Origin of the sequence: Oceanobacillus senegalensis (assembly GCF_900176885.1) — a bacterium.
GTDB classification, from domain to species: Bacteria; Bacillota; Bacilli; order Bacillales; family Amphibacillaceae; genus Oceanobacillus; species Oceanobacillus senegalensis.
Map to the genome: position 1 here is coordinate 4,069,298 of NZ_LT839648.1, position 22,080 is coordinate 4,091,377.

General features: G+C 33.8%; 23 protein-coding genes and 4 pseudogenes. 19 read left to right on the forward strand and 8 right to left on the reverse strand.

Translation table 11 applies throughout. The features are described 5' to 3' along the window. Window positions 1-240: 240 nt before the first annotated feature. Window positions 241-1,509, reverse strand: coding sequence for an NHL repeat-containing protein (locus CAO17_RS21740; protein ID WP_245831879.1), 1,269 nt, complete (start codon window positions 1,507-1,509; stop codon window positions 241-243). Between the two features lie 195 nt (window positions 1,510-1,704). Between CAO17_RS21740 and CAO17_RS19600 the strand changes: the two are divergent. The 5 genes and pseudogenes from CAO17_RS19600 to CAO17_RS19620 form a co-directional block, all read left to right on the forward strand. Beyond that, window positions 1,705-2,054: pseudogene (locus CAO17_RS19600) on the forward strand (ATP-binding protein); the annotation flags it as partial. A gap of 128 nt (window positions 2,055-2,182) precedes the next feature. Continuing rightward, the gene (locus tag CAO17_RS19605) at window positions 2,183-2,407 is read left to right on the forward strand and encodes a hypothetical protein (RefSeq protein WP_085994162.1); all 225 of its coding nucleotides are present in this window, start codon (window positions 2,183-2,185) and stop codon (window positions 2,405-2,407) included. Between the two features lie 304 nt (window positions 2,408-2,711). Then, the gene (gene bla / locus CAO17_RS19610) at window positions 2,712-3,608 is read left to right on the forward strand and encodes a class A beta-lactamase (RefSeq protein WP_085994163.1); all 897 of its coding nucleotides are present in this window, start codon (window positions 2,712-2,714) and stop codon (window positions 3,606-3,608) included. 225 nt (window positions 3,609-3,833) lie between these two features. Beyond that, window positions 3,834-4,256, forward strand: coding sequence for a hypothetical protein (locus tag CAO17_RS19615; protein ID WP_218775586.1), 423 nt, complete (start codon window positions 3,834-3,836; stop codon window positions 4,254-4,256). 15 nt (window positions 4,257-4,271) lie between these two features. Beyond that, the gene (locus CAO17_RS19620) at window positions 4,272-4,706 is read left to right on the forward strand and encodes a hypothetical protein (RefSeq protein ID WP_085994165.1); all 435 of its coding nucleotides are present in this window, start codon (window positions 4,272-4,274) and stop codon (window positions 4,704-4,706) included. A 254-nt stretch (window positions 4,707-4,960) separates the two neighbouring features. Here CAO17_RS19620 and CAO17_RS19625 read toward each other — a convergent pair. Next, window positions 4,961-5,527: pseudogene (locus CAO17_RS19625) on the reverse strand (protein rep); the annotation flags it as partial. Window positions 5,528-5,772: 245 nt separating this feature from the next. Between CAO17_RS19625 and CAO17_RS19630 the strand changes: the two are divergent. Continuing rightward, window positions 5,773-7,602 (forward strand): DUF2339 domain-containing protein, encoded by a 1,830-nt coding sequence (locus CAO17_RS19630; RefSeq protein WP_085994166.1) that lies wholly within the window; start codon window positions 5,773-5,775, stop codon window positions 7,600-7,602. A gap of 238 nt (window positions 7,603-7,840) precedes the next feature. On the opposite strand, the gene CAO17_RS19635 is transcribed toward CAO17_RS19630, so the two are convergent. Together CAO17_RS19635 and CAO17_RS19640 are read right to left on the reverse strand one after the other, a co-directional pair. Beyond that, window positions 7,841-9,040 carry an MFS transporter gene (locus CAO17_RS19635; RefSeq protein ID WP_085994167.1) on the reverse strand — a complete coding sequence of 400 codons (1,200 nt, stop codon included), beginning with the start codon at window positions 9,038-9,040 and terminating at the stop codon, window positions 7,841-7,843. A 27-nt stretch (window positions 9,041-9,067) separates the two neighbouring features. Further along, the gene (locus CAO17_RS19640; protein ID WP_085994168.1) at window positions 9,068-10,006 is read right to left on the reverse strand and encodes an SMP-30/gluconolactonase/LRE family protein; all 939 of its coding nucleotides are present in this window, start codon (window positions 10,004-10,006) and stop codon (window positions 9,068-9,070) included. 218 nt (window positions 10,007-10,224) lie between these two features. Between CAO17_RS19640 and CAO17_RS19645 the strand changes: the two genes are divergently transcribed. Next, the gene (locus CAO17_RS19645; RefSeq protein ID WP_179151998.1) at window positions 10,225-10,815 is read left to right on the forward strand and encodes a TetR/AcrR family transcriptional regulator; all 591 of its coding nucleotides are present in this window, start codon (window positions 10,225-10,227) and stop codon (window positions 10,813-10,815) included. Window positions 10,816-11,351: 536 nt separating this feature from the next. Here CAO17_RS19645 and CAO17_RS22165 read toward each other — a convergent pair. Continuing rightward, the gene (locus CAO17_RS22165) at window positions 11,352-11,819 is read right to left on the reverse strand and encodes an HYR domain-containing protein (protein ID WP_085994170.1); all 468 of its coding nucleotides are present in this window, start codon (window positions 11,817-11,819) and stop codon (window positions 11,352-11,354) included. A 57-nt stretch (window positions 11,820-11,876) separates the two neighbouring features. Here CAO17_RS22165 and CAO17_RS19655 point away from each other — a divergent pair, with 57 nt between their 5' ends. Both CAO17_RS19655 and CAO17_RS21190 read left to right on the forward strand, forming a co-directional pair. Further along, a complete protein-coding gene (locus CAO17_RS19655) occupies window positions 11,877-12,194 on the forward strand; it encodes a hypothetical protein (RefSeq protein WP_218775587.1) in 318 nt (105 codons plus the stop codon). A 407-nt stretch (window positions 12,195-12,601) separates the two neighbouring features. Beyond that, window positions 12,602-12,826 carry a hypothetical protein gene (locus CAO17_RS21190; RefSeq protein WP_179151999.1) on the forward strand — a complete coding sequence of 75 codons (225 nt, stop codon included), beginning with the start codon at window positions 12,602-12,604 and terminating at the stop codon, window positions 12,824-12,826. A gap of 67 nt (window positions 12,827-12,893) precedes the next feature. Here the strand turns inward: CAO17_RS21190 and CAO17_RS19665 are convergent, their stop codons facing one another. Beyond that, on the reverse strand, window positions 12,894-13,385 hold the full coding sequence (locus CAO17_RS19665) for a hypothetical protein (protein WP_085994173.1): 492 nt from the start codon (window positions 13,383-13,385) through the stop codon (window positions 12,894-12,896). Window positions 13,386-14,156: 771 nt separating this feature from the next. On the opposite strand from CAO17_RS19665, the gene CAO17_RS19670 reads away from it, so the two are divergent. From CAO17_RS19670 to CAO17_RS19680, 3 genes and pseudogenes are all read left to right on the forward strand, one after another. Next, entirely contained in the window at window positions 14,157-14,381 is a 225-nt protein-coding gene (locus tag CAO17_RS19670) for a hypothetical protein (protein ID WP_085994174.1), read from the forward strand. Between the two features lie 337 nt (window positions 14,382-14,718). Continuing rightward, on the forward strand, window positions 14,719-14,907 hold the full coding sequence (locus CAO17_RS19675) for a hypothetical protein (protein ID WP_085994175.1): 189 nt from the start codon (window positions 14,719-14,721) through the stop codon (window positions 14,905-14,907). A gap of 176 nt (window positions 14,908-15,083) precedes the next feature. Beyond that, a pseudogene (locus CAO17_RS19680) lies at window positions 15,084-15,686 on the forward strand (class I SAM-dependent methyltransferase); the annotation flags it as partial. A 599-nt stretch (window positions 15,687-16,285) separates the two neighbouring features. Here CAO17_RS19680 and CAO17_RS19685 read toward each other — a convergent pair. Further along, window positions 16,286-16,741 carry a hypothetical protein gene (locus CAO17_RS19685; RefSeq protein ID WP_085994177.1) on the reverse strand — a complete coding sequence of 152 codons (456 nt, stop codon included), beginning with the start codon at window positions 16,739-16,741 and terminating at the stop codon, window positions 16,286-16,288. 170 nt (window positions 16,742-16,911) lie between these two features. Between CAO17_RS19685 and CAO17_RS19690 the strand changes: the two genes are divergently transcribed. Together CAO17_RS19690 and CAO17_RS19695 are read left to right on the forward strand one after the other, a co-directional pair. Continuing rightward, complete coding sequence (locus CAO17_RS19690; RefSeq protein WP_085994178.1) at window positions 16,912-17,709, forward strand: hypothetical protein; 798 nt, start codon at window positions 16,912-16,914, stop codon at window positions 17,707-17,709. A 40-nt stretch (window positions 17,710-17,749) separates the two neighbouring features. Next, entirely contained in the window at window positions 17,750-18,001 is a 252-nt protein-coding gene (locus CAO17_RS19695; RefSeq protein ID WP_085994590.1) for a hypothetical protein, read from the forward strand. Window positions 18,002-18,250: 249 nt separating this feature from the next. On the opposite strand, the gene CAO17_RS19700 is transcribed toward CAO17_RS19695, so the two are convergent. Further along, window positions 18,251-18,700 carry an Lrp/AsnC family transcriptional regulator gene (locus CAO17_RS19700; RefSeq protein WP_085994179.1) on the reverse strand — a complete coding sequence of 150 codons (450 nt, stop codon included), beginning with the start codon at window positions 18,698-18,700 and terminating at the stop codon, window positions 18,251-18,253. A gap of 172 nt (window positions 18,701-18,872) precedes the next feature. On the opposite strand from CAO17_RS19700, the gene CAO17_RS19705 reads away from it, so the two are divergent. The 5 genes and pseudogenes from CAO17_RS19705 to CAO17_RS19725 all read left to right on the forward strand — a co-directional run bounded on the left by CAO17_RS19705 (window position 18,873) and on the right by CAO17_RS19725 (window position 21,995). Then, window positions 18,873-19,319, forward strand: coding sequence for a GNAT family N-acetyltransferase (locus CAO17_RS19705; RefSeq protein ID WP_085994180.1), 447 nt, complete (start codon window positions 18,873-18,875; stop codon window positions 19,317-19,319). 172 nt (window positions 19,320-19,491) lie between these two features. Continuing rightward, window positions 19,492-19,536, forward strand: a pseudogene (locus tag CAO17_RS21755) (hypothetical protein); the annotation flags it as partial. A gap of 226 nt (window positions 19,537-19,762) precedes the next feature. Next, window positions 19,763-20,296: a sigma-70 family RNA polymerase sigma factor gene (locus CAO17_RS19715; protein WP_085994181.1), complete on the forward strand. Its 534-nt coding sequence runs from the start codon at window positions 19,763-19,765 to the stop codon at window positions 20,294-20,296. 4 nt (window positions 20,297-20,300) lie between these two features. Then, the gene (locus tag CAO17_RS19720; RefSeq protein WP_085994182.1) at window positions 20,301-20,708 is read left to right on the forward strand and encodes a PadR family transcriptional regulator; all 408 of its coding nucleotides are present in this window, start codon (window positions 20,301-20,303) and stop codon (window positions 20,706-20,708) included. 6 nt (window positions 20,709-20,714) lie between these two features. Beyond that, window positions 20,715-21,995 carry an FtsW/RodA/SpoVE family cell cycle protein gene (locus tag CAO17_RS19725; protein WP_085994183.1) on the forward strand — a complete coding sequence of 427 codons (1,281 nt, stop codon included), beginning with the start codon at window positions 20,715-20,717 and terminating at the stop codon, window positions 21,993-21,995. Window positions 21,996-22,080: the final 85 nt, after the last annotated feature.

A 22,080-nucleotide genomic window follows, 5' to 3' on the forward strand; every position in this document is an offset into this window, starting at 1 on the left:
AGGAAGAAGTCTATAAATCATTCAGTCTTCCATAGTCCATTATTTCTTATAACTTACTGTATTTACAGGTAAAACAGCTTTATGTAGATACACTCCCTTATCGATGAATTTTATATAATAAAAAATACACCTAGAGGGAGATGGATATTTGAGCTTTAAAATTACTACTACTTGTTCATACCAAACTGGTACTAAAGCAACAAATGGTGTCATTCAGTTGTGCCATCTTCTAAAATCTCTCTAACTTTCAACTGGGAAGATTACTAAACCATCAGGTTCATCTAAATTCACTCCATTAAACTCCCCAACATGTGTGGGCTCTTCAGGATCAGAAATGTCATATATTTGAATTGTGTTATTATTGAAATTTGTAACATAGAGCGTAGTCCCTATAATCGCTAATCCCTCAGGTTCATCTAAATTCGCACCATTAAACTGCCCAAGATGTTCGGGGTCCTCAGGATGTTCAATGTTATAAATTTCGACTGTGTTATCGCCCAAGTTTGCGACATAAAGTGTGTCCCCGGTAATTGCCAATGCAGTTGGACTGGCTAAATTCACACCATTAAACTGTCCAAGATGTTCAGGGTCTCTAGGATTTTTAATGTTATAAATTTCGACTGTACTATCGCCAAAATTTGCGACATAAAGCGTGTTTCCGGTAATCGCTAATCCGGTTGGGATATTTAAATTTGCTCCATTAAACTCTCCAACATGTGTAGGGGATGTAGGTGTAGTAATGTCATATATTGCTATTGTGGGATCTAACGCATTTGTGACATATAATGTGTTTCTTGTAATTGCCAATGACTCAGGGGTGACTAAATTTCCTGCATTAAATTCCCCAACATGTGTAGGGGCTGTAGGTGTGGTAATGTCATATATTTCGACATGGTTACCGGAGAAATTTGTGACATAGAGGGTAGTCCCTATAATCGCTAAACCAGAAGGACCACTTAAATTCACTCCATTTACCTCTCCAAGATGTTCAGGTGATCTTGGATTGTTTATATTGTAAATTTGGATGGTGTCATTTCCAAAACTTGCAACATACAGGAATCTAGCTGATTTAGTAAGGCTATCAATCTTAGAAAGTTCTGAATGAAGCACGCGGTGAGCCGCAACAAGATTGCCGTCTTTATTTTTACCAAATACATTGACTAAAACATCTATTTCATTTTCTAGTTGAATTTGAATTTCATATTCAGCCGTATTTCGAACATTAAAAGCTCTAAAAGTTGATGATCCAGGTGCAAGAGTGAATGCATCATCAACTATTTCAGTTTTTTCTCCATTTAAACTAAAAACCTTGATACGTACGTCTGTTTCGTTATTTCTGTCATTATTCAAAACTTTAACGAAAGCAACTTCTGTGTTTGTTTTTTTATTGTTGTCATTTTCGAGAGGGCCTGTAGAATATACTTTTTTATCATCTTTGCAATCCTTGTCGTCCTTTGCCTCTGGATGATGGAACCTTTTAGGTTTTTTCCGTCCATAATATTGAACCAACAAAATCTCCTCCTTCAATTTTTTTGTTATGTTAAGAATGAAAGGCTCTGATAACAAAATATTTACGCTTGTATTTATGTATATTAAGGCACTGCGAAAACGAAGCGACCAATCCCTAGTTTTAAAAAAATGGCGCATGACATAGTGACATTTGCTCTGTTCTTGGTGTTATTTGTTATCTATTGTTACTAATAAAGATTTAAATGGGCTACATTCCCTTTTCTTAAAACATTAGAAGAATTTAATTTGAAAGAGCAGAAATCATTAAGTAGCAACATTTAAATAGATGAAAAGATTTAACTTGGATTGAACAGCTACACAATATCATCCTATTAGGGCCGCCGGGAAATGGTAAAATTCATATTTCTATCGGCCTAGGCATTGAGTCTTTAAACCAAGGATATAAGGTTATCTTCACTACCATGGGAGACCTTGTTCATGTATTAAAAACTGAGGAAATCACCCGTCAATCCCAGATAAGAATGAAAAGAATACGGGATGCGGATTTAGTAATTATTGATGATTTGATGTTCATGGCAATAAACTTTGTAACCGATTATAATAGTATTTCTGATACAATATAATTTAACAGCTGACCAGATAGTTGAACAAATAGATATGGTAATATATAGTTCATTAAATTTTAATTAAACAAAACAAGTAATTGTGGCGCATGACACGCATTTTAGTTGTAGAAGATGATGAAGAAATTCAACATTTTTTAAAAAATGCAGAACAATATGATGCCATCATAGTCGATATTCAATTAGTTGATTATAAAAAGGGACTGATTTGGTTGAACAGCTACGGTCGATCCAGACTCTTTGTGCCATTGCCAAAAAAGAGCGAAAAGAAAATTAAGAGAAGAAGAAATAAAGCAGTAAAACTGTTACTTTGAAAAATAGCTTCATATTTCATAATAAAGATTGAGCTTGGTTTTTTTAAAAGAGTTATATAATTACGTTGACGATAAGGATTGTGACAATTCAATAAACGGGCCACTTTATGGAATAAGGCTTCCAAAATTAGGTTTACCCGATTTAAGACTGTTCGGGTAAATCTTTTGCTAATATTCCAGTGTTCTGAAGTGCCTTCCTATATTCGGCGACAATATATTATCGGATAATTACGAATCTACTTTTTCGAGGGGTTGTGCAAAAATCCCCTATTAATTAACAAAAAAGAGGGAGAGGTTATCAATTATGTTACAAACAATGAAGTTTTCAGGAACATTAATCTTAAGTTTTATCCTACTTGTCGGCTGTACGAACGCAGAGACGGAATCGAGTGACTCTGAACCAAGGGAAGAAAAAACGTCGACAAATGATGTATTTAGGCAGCTAGAGGACGAATACGATGCACGTCTTGGTATCTATGCACTGGACACCGGTACAAATCAGACTGTAAAACATAGGGAGGACGAACGATTTGCCTACGGCTCTACACATAAAGCCCTATCTGTTGGTGTACTGTTGCAACAGAATAATTTAAATGAACTGGATCAAACCATTACATTTACTTATGATGATCTTGTGAATTATAACCCGATTACAGAAAAGCATGTGGATACTGGGATGACATTGAGAGAGATAAGTGATGCAGCCATTCGACATAGCGATAACACTGCTGCCAACCTCATACTGGAACAGATAGGCGGACCTGAAGGATTCAAAGAAGCACTCCGTAAAATCGGGGATGATGTCACGAACCCGGAAAGAATTGAACCCGAGCTAAATGAGGTAGAACCAGGAGAAACACAGGATACAAGTACCCCTGAGGCGCTCGCAACCAGTCTGCAGGCCTTTACTACTGGAGATGCTCTTCCTTCAGAAAAACAAGATTTACTGATCGATTGGCTGAAGCGCAACACAACTGGAGATGCTTTGATTCGAGCTGGCGTGCCAGAAGGGTGGGAAGTCGGAGATAAAACAGGGTCAGCATCTTACGGTACGCGTAATGATATCGCAATTATCTGGCCACCGAATGGGGATCCTATTTTTCTTGCAGTCCTTTCTAGCCGCGACCAAAAAGATGCTGAATCTGATGACGAGCTTATAGAAAAAGCAACCGAAGAAGTATTTAACATCTTAACAAAATAACGTAAGGGTAATTGGTTATAACCGTAGAGTCAACTAATATATTAAATCAGGGAATTTAACAGCCAATATTGATTAAACCTTTTATTAAAAGATGCACGTGATGCACATCGGGCTCTCAATAATCATTATTTGGGAGAACTTTGTCTTAAAATTTACTGAAAGGTACACGAAGGGGAAAAAGCGCAATGGAAAGCATTTTTTCTGGTGCTAATTCATTTACCTTAGGTGTATTTCTACCTTTGTTGGCTTTGCCCTTGGTTACATATCACAGAAGAAGAAATTGATAAGTATATTGATGATTTCATTAAAGAAAAATCAGAAGTTCAAACAATGGTACTTCCCCTCTTAGCAAATATAACAATTAGATCAGGACTTTCATATCTTGCACGTATCTCGGCAGGAGCAATTATAAGGGTTGGTTCACATACAACTTATAGAGCTGTACAAAGATCTATTACATCTCGAAATTTAGATGACGCACTATCTTATGGGGAAAGGTACACAGATATCTATACTGGGGCTAGAATAGCTTTTGACAAATCAAAAGGGGTCGCTGTAGTTGTTGATAAGACTAATAACAAAACAATAACAACTTACCCAATTCTTCTTGCTAAATATCGCTGGCAACGAAGTTTTTGGTCCTGGTAAAGTGAGGGGTTTACAATGGCAGAATTATTAGATTACGGTGTAGAATTTAGTTCATGTAAAATTAATTTAGAAATTGAAAGAATAGCATCTGGGGATGAAACTGTAGTTACCTTCAATGTAACATTGGTAAGTAGATACGGTACAATTAAAGAAGAAATTACTTGCCTGAAAAACGATTTATTATTCATGTTAGAAACCATTCAAGACGTTATTGATACCGAAAAGCCAAACTTTATTTCTACAGATGAGCCAGGACTTTTCATGGAAGTTAAACATGCTCAAAAATTAGAGAACGAAACATTATTTAGTGTGCTTTTCGTAATAGATGCAGGAATCTCTGGACCTAAACAGGTATCTACAGATACAGGACCTGCTTTATACATAACGGTAAAGAAGGAACAACTTCAAACTTTTAAAGAAAATTTAATTTTAGAATTAGATAAAGTTTGACTGACACTCTTATCTTTAAACATCATTCCTTTCTAGTTCAGAATAACAAGCCTTTCTTTCGATGAGACTTGTTATTCTATTGTTTGGATCTTCTTATTTACTTCTGCGAGTTTTGTTTGGAAAAGAGTCATTAAAAAAGGTTGCCATTAAGGCAACCTTTTAAGCATTTCTTAGTTCTCTAAATTTATTGATGGTTCTTTACCTTTGATTATAAGAAAGATACCAAAGGCTAATTATCATAATGTTCACCCATCTTAACTAAAAATTACATAATCTTTCAAACCAATATGCCATTTTGCTATCACATCAAAAGCACCGTTAGCGATCTCGTCTTCATCCTCCGAAATAATATTGACCAAATCACCTTCCTCGGCATCTTCTAAATTCAATTCCTTATGTATCTTTTTCAGCAAACCACCATAACTGATTAGCCTTTTATAAGCCAATGCAAAGTCCAAGGCAAGAACCGTTTCTACGTTATCATCCGTCACCTTGTTTCCCTGTATCACGTCCGTATCCTTCACCGGATACTTTGAGACTTCCAAAAGAGCACTTTGCTCTTTAATCGTATCTTTAACGTCTTTTTCATAGCTCTCCAAATCTGATAAACTCTCTTTTGGCTTAACCTTTCGAACGTCTACAATCGGTGTATAATCAAGTTTCATAGCTCGTTTCCAAAGGCTTGTCCATTCTGAATGTTTTATGTAATCTCTTGTAAAGTAACTAGGTGAAACACATAATAAAACATGAAAATGAGGGTGATACGTTCCAAAGTGCTCACTTTCTGGATTTCGATTCTTGGTAACTTCTAATTTTAAAAAAGATAAAAGCTAGGATATTGAGCTAAAGGGTGTGATAGTTTAATAAGGAGTTGCTTCTATTACTTATGAGAGATAAGAAAAATTTATTGAGCTTATTGTGCTAACGAATGCGATTGTAAGAGAAGGAGAACCACGTTTTTTGTCGAATTAATGAATGAGCCAAGGATTTGAAGAAAGATACGCTTTATCTCTTTAATATCCAACGATTTATGTTTGCCGTTTTTTGTACGAGAGGGAGGTAGAATATGGAAAGGGAAAGAATAGAAAAGCTGGAAGCTCGGATTGTTCAGTTGGAAAAGGAAGTTGCTCAATTAAAAGGGGAAAGAAAAAAGCCAATCCATTCTCCGGTTGAGAAAGTTCATAAACCAATAAAAATGAAAAAAATACGTGAGCCCGATAACCCTAATGTCCATCATACTACGAAAGAGAAAAAAGAGCATACAGATTGGGAAACACTAATCGGAAAGGTATGGCTTCCACGCATTTTTATCTTTGTACTGCTTTTAGGTGTTGTTTGGGGATTTAGAATAGCGGTAGATGCTGGATGGTTAAATGAAACGAACCGTATTATTATTGGTTTTATAGTAGCTGGACTCTTTTATTATATAGGAAGTAAACAAATAAGGAAAAACCGAATCGCATTAGGAAAAGTTTTGCTTGTCGGTTTTATATCTACTTTATTAGTAACCACCTTTGCCATGCATATCCTTTATGGCATGATTCCAAGTAGCATAGCTTTCCTATTAAATGGGCTTTGGGTCGCTTTTGGAATATATTTATCGCATCTTCATCGATCCCAGGCGATGGGTGTGATGTTTGCAATAGCTGGATATTTAATTCCATTTTTAGTAACAGGGAATGGAACTACGACTACAATGGTTATGGTTATTGTCTATGAACTCATTTATTATATAGCTTTACTTTGGTTTGCAGCACGCAACCAATATCGCGTTCTATTCTACGTTTCTAGCCTTTTTTTACATATTGTTTATATCGCATTAATGGTTGCAGCTAATCATGTATTAGATAGTACTCTTATTTTCATAATGACTTTAGCCATTCTTATTCAACATGAAGTTATTTTCTATACGTTAGTCAAAGGAAAAATAGAAAAGTTAAAAGCTTTCCCTGTACTATTTTCTAGTTTTGTTATCACACTGCTATGGGCGAAAATAGGATTTGCAGTTTATGTTGTATCCTATCTCTTCCCGATATATGTACTCCTTACTACGATTCGCTATGGATGGGTAGCTTATCAAGCGAAGATGAAAGAAAAGGCCAATTTATTTTCCATTTTAATCGTTACAACTACAATCGGAATTTCTGTTCTCATCTTAGATTTAGTGGAGAGTCCATATGTCATGGCATCCCTATATCTCATTCAAGGGGCATCCGCTGTCTATGTCGGTTATACCTTCCAATCTAAGGTTCAAAAGATTAGCGGGTATCTCATCTATTATGGAATGACTTTATTCATTATTGGAAACCCGTATATCGGTGGAATTGAGGATATCATACTATGGGGAGTTCTTATTGGAACACTATACTTCCAAGTGTGGTTCAGCCAAAAAGGGAAAGATGAAACATTTTTCCAACTCCATATATCTGCATTCTTATTGGCTCATGTTTTATTCTTAGCAGGATTGGATCATTATGTTTTAACATTTGGTCCGTTATATTGGATGGTAATTATTGGTTCTTTATATGGTTTATATCGTTTGATCAAAGAACATATGAATATAGTCATCAAACAGATTTATCAAGTAGTAAATGTTTTGATTCATCTTCAATTTATTTCTTATCTCGCAGGTGAATTTATATTCTCTACCAATGCACAAGTATTATTAACTACAGCAGGGTGGGCTTTATACGCGTTAGGTTGTGTATATATAGGCATGAAAAAACAATATAAGTCGCTTCGCCTGGCGGGGATAGGATTAATCTTTTTTACACTTTTGAAGCTCATATTCTTTGATTTAGCTTTTATAAGTTTAACGACACGTTCCATTTTATTTGTTTTTATTGGTCTAATAGGTATCCTAGTTTCTCGATTTATATATGGTAAGTATAAATGATTCCGTTACCTATTAGAGGTTAGTATTTGATCTTTCACCAATTCAATTAATTGGCCAAGCGAGAAGAGAGTGTTGTTTAACTTGTGTTCAACATCGGACCGTTTATTGAAAGGACACATTTATAATAAATAAGCGATAAGCCATGTAAACAATTGAATTAAACAACCATGGAATTATACCCATGCTGGATATAAAGAAAGAGTCGATAGCAATTTAAGATGTACTATCGGCTCTTTGTTTAAGCTACTTGTTTATCATGTTTCCTTGCTGTAACCTTTTTTCCATGTAAAAAATAATACAAAGTTAACGACAAGAACACAACTACAGCTAAGGTTAAATAGATTCCCCGGTAACCAACATACGGAACAATCATGCCAATTATAAAGGGACCTAACCCCATTCCCCCATCCATAAAAATAAAGAAGGTCGAGGTTGCTAATCCCACCCTATGTTTTGGTGATTCTTTTATCGCAATGGCTTGTGCAGCGGATACGATTGTTCCATAGCCTGCAGCCAGCAGTATACCAGCTAGAAGAAGAATAAAACCGTTCTGTGCTACACCAATGAGTAATAAGCATAGGGAAAAGAGAAGAATGGCTGGGTACATGATAAAGTTATCTCCTTTATTATCCTGCAGCCTCCCAGCAATCGGTCTTGAAATAAACAGAAATACTGCATAGACAAGGAAGAAGAGACTGGCTGCTTCCTCAAGTTGTATTTCTACCGCATATAAATTGATAAAGGATACGATGCTTGAATAGCTAATCCCCATGATGATTAAAATTACGGAAATAGGCACAGCTCTTTTTTCAAGAAAATCTTGTAACCTTACCCCTTTTTTCATGGATTCTAATTGCTCATCGGTAATGTCAGCTTCAGGAATCTCCGCAAATAGTATAATTAGTAAACTAAGTACAGAAAAAGCTGTACAGGTAACAAAGATCATATGATAGTCTGCATATTGAGTAAGAAAAAGACCTAAGAACGGGCCAACTGCTGTTGCAATTGTCGTGCTTAAAGCAAAATACCCCGTACCTTCCCCGCGCCTGGAATTTGGAATCATGTCCATTACTGCTGTAATCATAGCTGTAGTAGAGGCTCCAAAAGCAACTCCTTGAATAAAGCGAACGAAAAGCAGCAGATTTAAATGATTAACAGGAAAATAAAGCAATGCAGCAATTAAAAACAAAACCAAGCTGCCATATATTACTTTTTTACGTCCAATTACCTCCATATATTTCCCTGTAAAAAGCCGTGCAAATAGAGCACCAATGATAAAAATACCAGAAGCTAGACCTGCCATGCTTTCGGATGCTTGGAACTGCCTAATAGCATAGGCAGCTAGTGTTGTCATCAATAAATAAAAGGTTAAAGATACAAAGCAATTAGCGAAAAAAATCAGAATAAAACTCTTTGTAAACAATTTAGATTTCGTCAATTTGTCCACCCCAGGTTGTAAAAAAAATTATTTATGAAAAATCTCTTTTAAGTCGCCTCGGAATCTAGTTGTTTTATATCCGCCAACTTCTAATTCAGCTGAAAACAGGCAACCAGCTGTTGGTTGTTGGACTCTTTCGATTTCAGATAAAGGCTCTGCTGAGGTTGTAATAAATAAAGTTCGTAATTCCTCGCCGCCAAATGCACAAGATGTCACATTATTGGTTGGCACAGTAATGCTGTCTATCCATTTTTTTCGGAACGGATCAATTTTTGCCACTGTTCCGCCTTTGAAAAGGGCAATCCAAAGCATACCTTCCTGGTCAATCGTCATTCCATCTGGTAAACCATCCGATTCTTCAAACCTATAAACTACCTCCTCGTTCGAGATTTCGCCAGTTTTTGTATCGTAATCAAATTGAACGACCTCTTGATTAGCTGAATCAATAAAATACATGATATTCCTGATGGGATCCCAGTCAAGCCCGTTGGATAGGGTTATATTATCTTTCATTGTTTTAATATCCAAGTTCTCTATACGATAAAGACTTGCTATTTGTCCATGGAATTCGGTTTGAAGGGAATCTTGACTTTCTTTATATAATCTAAAATCATCATTGACAGAACCAGCCCAAAGCCTTCCCTGGGGATCGCATTTAGCGTCATTTAAGAGTAATTTTTCATTTAAATCTTTGGGTTTAAGAAGTTCTTTTAATGTTTCTTGTTTTAAATGATAAAGGTAAAATCCATCCCTCATGATAACGATGAGCTTGTCTTTTGAGTATTTAGCGAGAGACATTGGGGATTTTTGAAGTTGATAGAATGTGTCCTGATTTGTCTTTGGACAATAAGCTCGGATTTTATTTTCAGCATTATCAACCCAGAATAAACATTCGTTTTCATCGTCCCACAATGGACCTTCTCCAAAAGTTGCTCGTACATGTTCATTTGGTAATACAGCTTTCATATTTCTCCTCCTCATTTTGTGTATTATAGATACTGTCCTTCTAGGAAAAATATCTCATTATAATGTACATGGTGTTGATTAGTGAACAACATGTATATTATAATGTTAAACTTGTATTCACATTAGTTTCAATAATCAATTTCTTAAATGTGATGATTATTGAACACGAATATAAAAATTGTCTATTAATAAACAAAACTAAAATAGGGGGGTATTACATGGTGAAAAAAGAGGATAGACGTATACAAAAAACGAAGAAAACAATTAAAAAGGCATTTATTGAACTACTTAATGAGAAAAACTTTGGGGAAGTAAGTGTAAACGATATTGCAAAAAGAGCTGATATTAATAGAGGAACATTCTATTTACACTATCAGGACAAATTTGACCTATTTGAGAAATACGTTGACGAGCTACTAAATGAACTAATTTCAAAAATTAAGATATCAAATCTAGAAGAATATCAGGGGAAAAAAGCAGATAAAAAAGAAAGTAATCCCTATGTGTTATTCTTTAAACACTTTCAGGAGTATTCTTCATTTTATAAACCGATTCTCAGTTTTAAAGGAGGTCCATATTTCTATATCAAATTTATAGAATTTATTAAAGACTATTATATGCAGGAGTATTCTAAATTGCCTATACATCATAAAGAGCCAAAGACTGATAAGGAAATCTTAGTAAATTTTGTCGCACACGCACACTTAGGTGTTATTAATAACTGGTTACAAAATGATATGACAAAAACACCAGAATATATGGGAGAGCAATTATCAGCACTGTTATCTTCGCTTGTCAAAAGTTTATAAAGATCAAAAATAACTTTATTATCTTCAAAATTGGTGTGATATTTAATCCTAAGTTAGAACTTTCATTTTTAAAAAAGATACTATTCAAGACAAAGATCAGTCATTTGAATTTAATGGACGGCAGTATAAAATTGTTGCTATAGATAATAAAGATGAATTTGAAACAACAGTAGCAGAAGATGTTGAAAAAAATCCAGAGTTAAAACAAAAATTGGTACAGGCAAACATTGGACTTACTAAAAACTATAGCTATAGATAGTTGATAATAAAAATGAGGCCCTTATATACATACAAGAGATGTTCTACCTATATTACTGCTATTTTTTATTTAATTACTATATTGGAATTGAATAGATCCATCATTTGCAAGAGGTGCACATGATGGATCTAATTTTTTCTAATGGCGTTAAATGTATTGGTAAGCGATACACTGTACATCGGTTAATTCCGCTATGATAGAGGTCCCTTCTGGGTAACAAAGAATCATTTCTTTCACCGTACAAATCGGTGTTTCAAATTCACAAATGAGTAAATCATCACAGAAGAATTGAATCTGTATGGGTAACCAAAAACGAATGGTGGCCCTCCACTTTTAACGTCATTGGAGGGACAACTTGAACATTGTGTCTTAATACCAGATCCAATTGTAAGTTGTTTGGCCTGGATACCTCTACTTGGATTTCGAATCTGCAGTCAGCGGTATTTCCTGAAGCATCTTCAGCTGTACAAGTAACTTCCGTCGTTCCCAGAGGAAAGAAAGATCCAGATGCAGGGGAACAAGAGAAGATGATTCCTGGGCAATTGTCTGTAACTGTAGGGTCTGGGTAAGTTACCACGTATCCAGTTTCACCGGGTTCAATCAAAACGACGTTATCGGTCGGGCACGTAATAGTTGGTGGCTCTGTATCGTTTACTGTGATTTCAAACGTACAAGGTTCACTTTCATTTCCAGAAGCATCGGTTGCCGCGATTTTTTCACCGATACCGGGGGAGAGAGCGAACATTGGGTAGTTGAAGATTATAAAATCACTACAGGTAAACGATTTTCTACAAAAGATGGAATGCTTTATATGAAAGGTGAGACAGAGTTTTGGGCAGATTATTTTAAACTATCAGCTTATATTGAAAGTGGGGGACGTGAACTTTGGATGCACGAATATGAATTGGAGGCTGACAATCTCTTATCTTGGCAGGACGATGATGTAATGGATATAGTTGAATTAGAAATTGGGAGGACAGCAGGGGTATTTTTAACTGAATTTTGGATGCCGATGACCATAAATAACATCGAACAACTGTATATGATTGTTCAATGGAAAGGTAAGAATGATGATAACTTAAAGGAAGAAAAAATTATTCTTATTCCAAATGAAATATAATTTTTTGCTACTCTAACTGGTGCAATAAAGGAAAGAAATTATATTGGAGCCAGTACCTTTTTGTGTGATAATAATTATAGGAAAAAAATAACGTGGGGTTGTTCATAAAATGGATATGAAAAGCAAGTTAGAAATAGATGTGGCGGAACTCCAGATGATTTTAAATCATTCTCATCCAGAAGTGACGTTAAAATACATTGGCAAATGAATAGATTGAAAATCATTTAAATCATTTTGTTTTATAAATTTGGCGTGTTATAAGTATAACAAAATTAATGTCGAAAATTAATGGAATGTATTATATGTATCTGTCCTTAAGCCTATTTTATTATTAGAAATAATGATTTACTGATCTATTAAAAAGTGATTTGATTGATTGTAAAAAGTGATGAATTAAAGGAGAATAATTGCTTATGTGGTCGTTATTAATAGTTAATCTAATTATATCAGTTATGTTACTTACTGGATTTTTAAATCATATTGTACTTATATTTTTAGTCTTTTTATTTATTTTAGGTGAAAAAATAGAAAGAGTGGTTAAAGTAAAACAACCAAATAGATTATTTTCGATTTTAATTGCATTATATTCAACAATTTTAGTAATAGCTTTATTTTATGAAGTTTATTTATGATAAAAAAAGGGAGACTACCGACTCTCCCATTTTTAATCTTTTAAGTAATAATTAGGGTTCCCCATTATTACTTAGCTTGAACCCAATCAATTGATATGGAATGTTTTGTCGGGAACGTATCATGGTGTGCATAATCTATTTCGTAGTTATAATGATGTTCAATATTCCAACCCACTATATCATCCGAAGTTCCTCTATACATGGTTTCTGCTGCGAATGCTACAGTACCAGTTATTCCCAATGTGTATGAAGTTTTTGTCAACATCTGAGTTGCAATCTTTTCCCAAGCTCCGACAGTAAGAGTAGAAAAGGTAGTGGTATACCCCAGGTCGGCTGCTAATTTACTAAGGTCATCTTTTGAAAAATAAGTAGTTTCAACATAAATCTTACAAGGATTATATTTTTCTAAATAGCCATCATATGGCCAAGCATCTCTATCACATCCAGATTCCCAGTAGTAATCAGTTGACTGGTTAGCAGCAAAACTACTTGATGGTAATACAAAAATAGCTAATGCAGCAATTAAAACTAAAGATAATGAACATTTAAGTAATTTCATTTTTTATAACCCTCCTTTCTCAAAATAGTTATACAATTTATACTAAATTAATTATTAATAAAATTAAAGTGATTAATTGAAATCTTTGTATAATTTTGTTTAACCTAAAAGTCGTTTTGTAGTGTTTTCCTAGCCTAGATGAGCAAAAGTTAATGGATTTAAGAAAATTCTTTATGTAAATGCAAAATATGTAGAAAACGAAGATAGCTATCGAATGAAACATAGATCAACCATATTTGGTCAAGAAAGTGTTTCAAATTAATTAACAGAAATTGTGTCTTTTTACTTGATGGTCATAAGCGTTTGTTTTTTAACCTTTTAGAACCAGAATTATTCATATAATGTATTGAATATGTATGTTAGAATCAATGTAGATTGAGAGAGTTATCATTAAAATGATAATTGTAGGGTGAGAGTTATGTCGAAGGTTCTTGTTACTTTCAAAAATATGTTTTTAGATTTATTTTCTATGGGGAAAGGCTTTGTGTATGGGTTTGTAATGGTTGGATTATTTATTATCATTTGTGGGTCTATAATATATGGAATTCTGTTTCTCAAAAATATAATCTTTTAGCCATGTGAAGAATTGTACATATACTTTCGGGCACCTAACTTGAATAAGTGGGTGTTTTTATTTTCAAAAAAAGTGATGGAACGGGGGATTTTCTTCAAAAAGGTATAGATCCATTTTTAATTGATTTTTTAAATGGACAGTAACCTTTAATAAGGTAATCGAATTTTTAAATAAAACATATGTATGGGAGGGATTATATGTATTTGATTCTATCAATCGTTTTAAGTGCCATTTTAGGTTATGTTTTATTTATGATGGGACCACTTGTTGGTGGTATTGTTGCTTTTGGAATCGTAGTAGGTTGTATATTTAGAGGATTGTATTTAATAAATGATATTCATAAAAGAATTTCAAATATATCACCCAAGGAAGATAAAGCTCAAAAAGCATTAAGAGAATATCTAGAAGAAAAAAGTAAATAGTTTACTGAATTAACGCGGTGCGATTGTTCATGATTGGTAGTAGTCGCTTCTTGTGTTAACAAAGCAGTTTAATGGAAGAAATGAAAATGAGGGGTCAGATTGAAGAATTTTTTATTCATCATAAATTTATTTGCGAATTTTTTATTATACCAAACGATACTTAGGCCAATTTTTAATATGTTATTTGATATAGAGGTGCTACCGCAAATCTTATGGTTAATATTAGTAATAGGATTAAGTTTTTTCACTACCATATACACTTTTTCATACTTACAAAAGAATATAAATTAAATTTATTGGAGTAACGTTGCTATCTTAAAATAAGGGAGGTCGAATAATGTCTAATAATAAAGAACAAGATAAACCTTTTAATGACGCAATGGAACATCAACACAAGGTCGAGGGATTTCCAACAAACCAAGGCGGACGACTACCTCTGCCAATTCGTTTAATCGGTTATTTTATATTTGGCGGAATTATTCTAATGATATTATTAGGTTTTTTCGGAAACATTCTATTTAACTAACGCGTGCTTGTCCTCATAAAGGATAAGCTCCATTTTTGTTGAACAGGTTACATTAACATTTAAATTAAGGGTGGAATGATATGAAGTTGGTAAGAATAGTAAGCTTTATAAATAATTGGTACAAATCAATAGGGCAGTAATGTTGAATACAAAGTAAACAAGAAGGAGATGCATTCATGTTAGGTTACTACAATAAACTTTCTTCAGAAGTCTATGATTTAGGCAAATATATTGGTCTTTCATTTGGAGATGTAGAATTTTATTATGATAGATTAGCTTCCTGCAAGGGTACTATTCTGGAACCAGGAGTTGGAACGGGGCGCATCCTCATTCCACTTTTAGAAAAAGGGTTGAAAGTGGAAGGCTTTGATGTTTCGGCTGATATGTTAGAGATATGTCGTAATAATTGTAAAAAAAGAGGATTAAACCCAAAATTAGTTGAAGCGAAAATGGAATCATTCTCGTTAGAAACAAAGTATGAAGCTATCATTGTGCCAACTGGAACATTCCTATTACTTCACGAGAGAAAGGATTCTATCCAAGCATTAAAGAATTTTTATCATCATCTTGCTAACGGAGGAAGGCTTATTATAGATACTTTCTTACAAACAGACTTAACAAAGGATAACGGATCAACAAGAACATGGGAAACGAAAGATGGTGATATGATTACATTAGAAAGTAAGATTACCGAAGTCGATTATATCAACCAGCATACAATATCGCACAACCGCTACGAAAAGTGGCGAAATGGTTTACTACTACAAACAGAATTAGAATGNTTATGAAGTTTATTTATGATAAAAAAAGGGAGCCTACCGACTCTCCCATTTTTAATCTTTTAAGTAATAATTAGGGTTCCCCATTATTACTTAACTGGAACCCAATCAATTGATATGGAATGTTTTGTCGGGAACGTATCATGGTGTGCATAATCTATTTCGTAGTTCCTCTATACATGGTTTCTGCTGCGAATGCTACAGTACCAGTTATTCCCAATGTGTATGAAGTTTTTGTCAACATCTGAGTTGCAATTTTTTCCCAAGCCTTGTACGGAAGTTATATCCGATTTGAAATGAAAAAGGCTGGAGAGTTGCTCATGACATTTAAAATAAATTAAGTAAATGAGCAAACACTTCGAGACCTTACAGGTTGGACAATGATTAATGAAGCAATTGATGCCACATTACGTGGAGAGAGTTTTAAGTTTAACAAAGAACGGGTAGGGAAGATACGTTAAGAATATGATCGTCAATTGGAAGGATAGTTTACTCAAAGAGTATAGTTATTCAACTAACAGGTGCGTTTCTATAATAAAAGAACCGATATGAAATCAAAAAAGGAGAGAGTGTGTGTCCTCTTCTCTCCTAACTACGTTTTATTGTTTAAAAACAAATTCTTCTCTGTACTTACGAGATTCTTTTCCTTCTTTTTCCCAAGTAACAATAACTTTCAATTTCTTTGCCTGAGTAGATATAGGAAAATTTTGATGGCTAATAGATGGGTAATCACTATTCTTTTCTATTTCTAAACCATCACCGGTAGCAGTAAATAATTCAAATTCATATGAAGAACTTGGGTCGTCTCTGTACACTTCCACTCGTTCAATCTTAATGTCTTCATTACCAATATACTTAATAGCCATACTATATACATGGTAGACATCAGGTTTTGGCTTGAGATCATTGCTTTTTGGCTTATCAATAACTACTTCCCATTGATTTGATGTTTCTGATGATGGCAACTCCTCCAGTGATGATGCCACTCCACTGATGGGAAATAAAAGAAATGATAACATTGTGGTGAGAATAAATGCTTTCATATATTTCATCATTCATTCACCTCCCTTTTTATTAGTTTGCAAATAACTTGGTAATATATTCAAAGGAACATTGTTTGTTTAGTTTATTATGCTAGCTGGTGCATTGCTGAAAAAGGACAGTCGTTCTTGTGCTACCATAAGTGATATATCATATTGAAAAAAAGGAGGTATTCAGGTGATTTATGAACTTAGAAAAAATATTTAACTATAAGGTATTGGAGTACATACTTAATAAAGTTGCAGCGCTTGGTTTGTTAGTATTTATTATGTGTACATATTTATTGTTAGCAACTGGATTTGATCTTTATGAGTTTACGGAATATTTATTGAATACAGAGTTCTGGCTATATATGTGTGGATATGCACTTCTAACAACCGTGCTAATCGATTTAGTAAGATATAAATGGAAAAAATTAACGAATAATAGAGGTATCCTATTGCACTGTTTAGCAGGATTCATTGTGTTTTTTCCATTTATGGGTATAAATCCTTTTTCGTTAATTGCTGGTTTTGTTGGCGCATTATGTGCTTTTATTTATGCTATAGGCTCCTACTTTTTTAAAAAGAAAAAGAGATTCGTATGGATGGCTCTATTCGTTTTTCCTCTACTATTAGGTATGAGATTAATAGACTTTACTGTTAAAACGAATTGGAATGAAGAAATAACAAAATCATCATATTCTGCAGAGTTCGAGTATTTTAATGGAAAGCACGAAATTCCTTTATCTTTAGAAAAAGGAGATAAGGTAACGAGTTATATATCCTTTACACAAACAAACGGAGGAGGATACGGATATCGTATTTTAGATCAAAACAAGGATTATGTTGGGATGAAAGAGATAGAAGAAACATATGAAGACTATGGAGCGGTTGATACGAAAGCATTCCAATTTAATGCTAAAAAAGCAGGTGTATATAAATTAATTGTCACAGGCGATGATCTGAAGGGGAAAATTGATGTGAAATGGGAAATAGAGTAATGAATAGTAATATGGGAACTTTTATATGTTATTCCTAATTATGAAAAGCAAATTAGGTGGGTTTTCAACCATTTTATTTTTTGTTGGGTTAGTATCATACATTGCTGTTTTATTTGGTAATGATAATTTCCTATTATTCGGGGTAATTTTATCTGCAATAGGGTTTGTTTCGGCATTATTTGCTGAAAAAGAGGTGTATAAAAAGATAGGCTTAGTTGGTAACGGTATTATATTATTTATTTCAATTGTTATTCCTTTCATTGTCACAACTTTCTTTTGGAATAAACCATAATACATCAACTGATTACAGTTTGTGAAGGATGATACTTATAGTAATGGGTGTTTTAGTCATACAACAGGGATCGTCATAAGTGACATTTCCCTGTTTATTTTTTCCTTTACTATCTGGGGACAGTTTAAGTATAATTCAGTAAAGTCTTAGAGAGTAACGTTGGAGCAGTGGAAAAAAATAATTATTGGGTGGTTATCCGTTTCCGATGCTTCAGAACAAGCAGATAACATTAAGAAATTATTTCACTCTTCAAATATAACCATTTTCAAGAACGCAATTTGTAAGGGGTTTATACTCCACAACAGAAGATAATTTGATTAAGGTAGACGGCTCTCCGAAGGGTAAAGTAGCATCAATAAATTCTTCAAGTATATTTACTGATTCCGTTACGACCTTTACTAAATAACTATACTGACCCGCTAATCGGTGGCATTCTACTACCACCGGATGTTCTTTGCAAAATTCTCTAAATTTTTTTCCTTGCTTCGTATCGATTAAAATAAATGCTGTTACATCTTTATCGAGTTTTTTAGGATCAATGATAGCCCTATATCCTTTTATAACTCCTTTATCCTTAAGCTTTTTTACTCTTTCGTTTGTTGCAGGAGTTGAAAGTCCAATCTTCTTACCTAATTCTGTCATTGAAATTCGAGCATTTTCTTGAAGTTGAATAAGAATGCTTTGATCAATTTCGTCCATGATAGCCTTCTCCCTTCACATTAAAAATTTAAGTATATGTATATTAATTAAGTTAAAAATGAAGTGACTCTTTAAAATAACCTTAAAATAGTTATGTATTTGGAATAATATACCATATAAAATTGTATTTAATAAAGTTATATCACTTTTTCTAACGGGGAGAGGAATTCAAATGGAATTATATCGAGCTACTATTGAAGATTTAGAAGGTGTATCACATTTATTTAATTTGTATCGTATGTTTTATCAACAAACAGCAGATTTAGAAGGTGCCAAAAATTATATTAAAAATCGTTTAGAAAGTAAGGATTCTATTATATTCGTTGTTAAAGATAAGAAAGGGTATGTAGGATTTACTCAACTATATCCTACATTTTCATCAGTATCCATGAAAAGAGCATGGATATTAAATGACTTGTATGTAGATGCAGAAGCCAGAAACCAAGGAATAGGAGAAATGCTCTTACATAAAGCAAGAGAATTTGCTATTGAAACAGGTGCTAAAAGCATTAGCTTGGAAACAGCACCTGATAATTACGCTGCTCAAAGACTATATGAAAAGAATGGCTACAAAAGGGATTCTCAATATTATCATTATAATTTAGATTTGGCTGAATAGCCTTTAAATGGTTATTCAACTATTGGGTGCATTGACACAACAGGGAGATTGGATGGTGCGTTGATGAGTGAAAATAGAGAAACTCCCGGAGTAAAAGAGAACGAATGAGACAATAGGAATTTAAGCATCCTTCAAGTAGTATTCACGGAGCAATCTTTCTAATCTAGTTGGAGGAATGGGTTGGAAAGGTACTGGAATCCTTATTCGTGATATATAATATACGCTGTCTATCTAGAATGGTGTCCGTTCTGAACTCGATGCACATACATAAATGATATTTGTGCTTTTTTGAGCTATATGAATTAAGTAAAGGAGGATATAGACATGAAATAGAGAAAGTTTGAACAAAACGGTATGGCCATTTGCCATCCGTTTTTCTTTTAATTAATTTAAAAACCTTTAAACGGTGTACGTCGTCTAATAAATAGAAAGGAGGAACTGATGTGGATGACTTAACAGCAGAAGTGTTTGAAATAGAAGATAAGGAAGAACTTATAGATGAAATAATGAATAAGCATGGACAGGATATCTTACAACTTGTTTATTCTTATGTAAATAATAAAGAGCTCGCTGAGGATTTAACCCAAGATATATTTGTTAAATGTTATAAATCTCTTCATACATACAGGGGAAAGTCAAAGATAAAAACATGGTTGTGGAGAATTGCTATTAATCATTGTAAGGACTATTTAAAAAGTTGGTATAACAAAAAGGTAATCGTTACAGAAAATGAATCCATGTACACAGAAGTTCAAAAAGAGAGTGTGGAACAGACTGTTATTCAAAATGATGATGATCACAGGCTAGCTTCAGCAGTTATGAACTTACCAATAAAATATCGAGAGGTAATTTATCTTTTTTATTTTGAAGAATTGCCAATCAAGGATATTGCTATAGTTATACAAGTGAAGGAAAATACGGTTAAAACAAGACTTAGAAGAGCCAAGGAACTCCTTAAAAATGGATTGGAGGAATAGGTAAATGGAAGAACAATTAAAAGGGTTGCGTAAATCAATGAAGAAAACAACCTTTAAACAGTTGGATTTTTCTGCGCAACAGCGTAAGGAAGTTCACAAGAAAATTAATAAATCCTACGAAAATGACGAGGATATTTTCTTAGCAGTATTACGGTTACTTATTCATGAAAAAACTGGGTATGAATTGACACAGCTATTACGGGGGAGAGGAATTCAAAAGTTTGAGGAAAATGAAGGTTTTTTATATACCTTGCTACATCGTCTAGAACAGAATCATTTTATCCAATCAAGTTGGGATTACACAGGAGCAAAATATTATCAAATAGATAATAAGGGGAGAAAGATATTACGTAAGGCAGAAAAAAATACTGCAAAGAAACGCTTTATATTTAAAGAATTGATGCAGGAGTGATAAAAATTGAATAAAAAGGAAGAGCATTTTTTAAAAGAGGTCACTAATCATATTAAATCAAAGGAAGCAAAGAAATTTGTGGGAACTGAATTGGAATTTCATTTAAGGCAAGCTAAAAAGACATGGCTAGAGAAAGGTTTAAGTGAGGTAGATGCAGAAAAGAAAGCGGTTCAAGAAATGGGAAGTCCAACCAAGCTGGGTCTGGAACTCAACAAACTTCATCGTCCAAGGATAGATTGGTTGATTATTATTTTGCTATTGACTGCTATGGGGCTGGGTTTCTTGCCGATTATTTCACTCGGAGACGCAGACCTTATGGATGTGAATCACTTCCTAAAAAATAAGGTTATTTTTGTTATTTTAGGTGTTGCTATAGCCTTGGGAATGATGATGATTGATTATCGTAAATTAGAAAAGCTTGGATGGTTGTTTTACATAGTTGGAGTATTCATACTCTTATCAATCCATCTTTTTCCGAATGTAACAGTAAATGGGGAACCTTTTATAAAAATTGGACCAATTGTAATTGAATGTCTAATGGCTGTACCATTCTTTTTTCTAGCTTGGGCTTCTCTTTTCAATAACAGTAAATTAAAGGTTTGGCATCTTGGTATTTTATTTTTATTTTCTTTGTATCTATTTTTAATGATACCTAATCTTTCCACAACCTTTATCTATACCATGATGGTACTTGTTATGCTTTGGTGGAGTAAGTTAGGTAAAAAAAAGGCACTTATCATTACGGTTGTACCCATTTGTTTATCAATTATTGGTGGCTTCTATTTTTGGTCTTCTGCAGAGAAATACCAACTGCAAAGAATTTTAGGGTATTTAAACCCGAAAAATTATGCTGATGGTGCGGGTTATATGTATGTACGTTTGACAGAGCTAATGTCGTCAGCAGGTTGGTTTGGTACATCTGGAATGAAAGAGTTCATTCCGGCTGCGCATACTGACTTGGTGTTTGCAAGTTTGACTTACTATTATGGGTATTTGTTTGCGCTTTTCCTTGTCTTAATTCTTTCCCTTTTTGTAGCAAGGATAATGGTCATAGCTTATAAAATAAATGGTCATTATGGTAAATTGCTTCTTGTCGGTGGAATGACCCTTTTTGTAGTCCAATTCATTTATAACGTTGGAATGATCCTGGGCTTATTACCAATCACTTCTGTATCCTTGCCTTTTATCAGTTATGGATTGATGCCAACTTTATTTAATGCGTTTTTAATGGGTGTCGTATTAAGTGTGTATCGACGTAAAAATTTGATATCAAGTAGTTCCATTTAGTAAATCTGAGGTTCTTTTAAATTAAGTTTAACTAAGGAAAAATTTAACATATTCGGGAAACGGGTGCCTTCCTGAAATAAGGTGC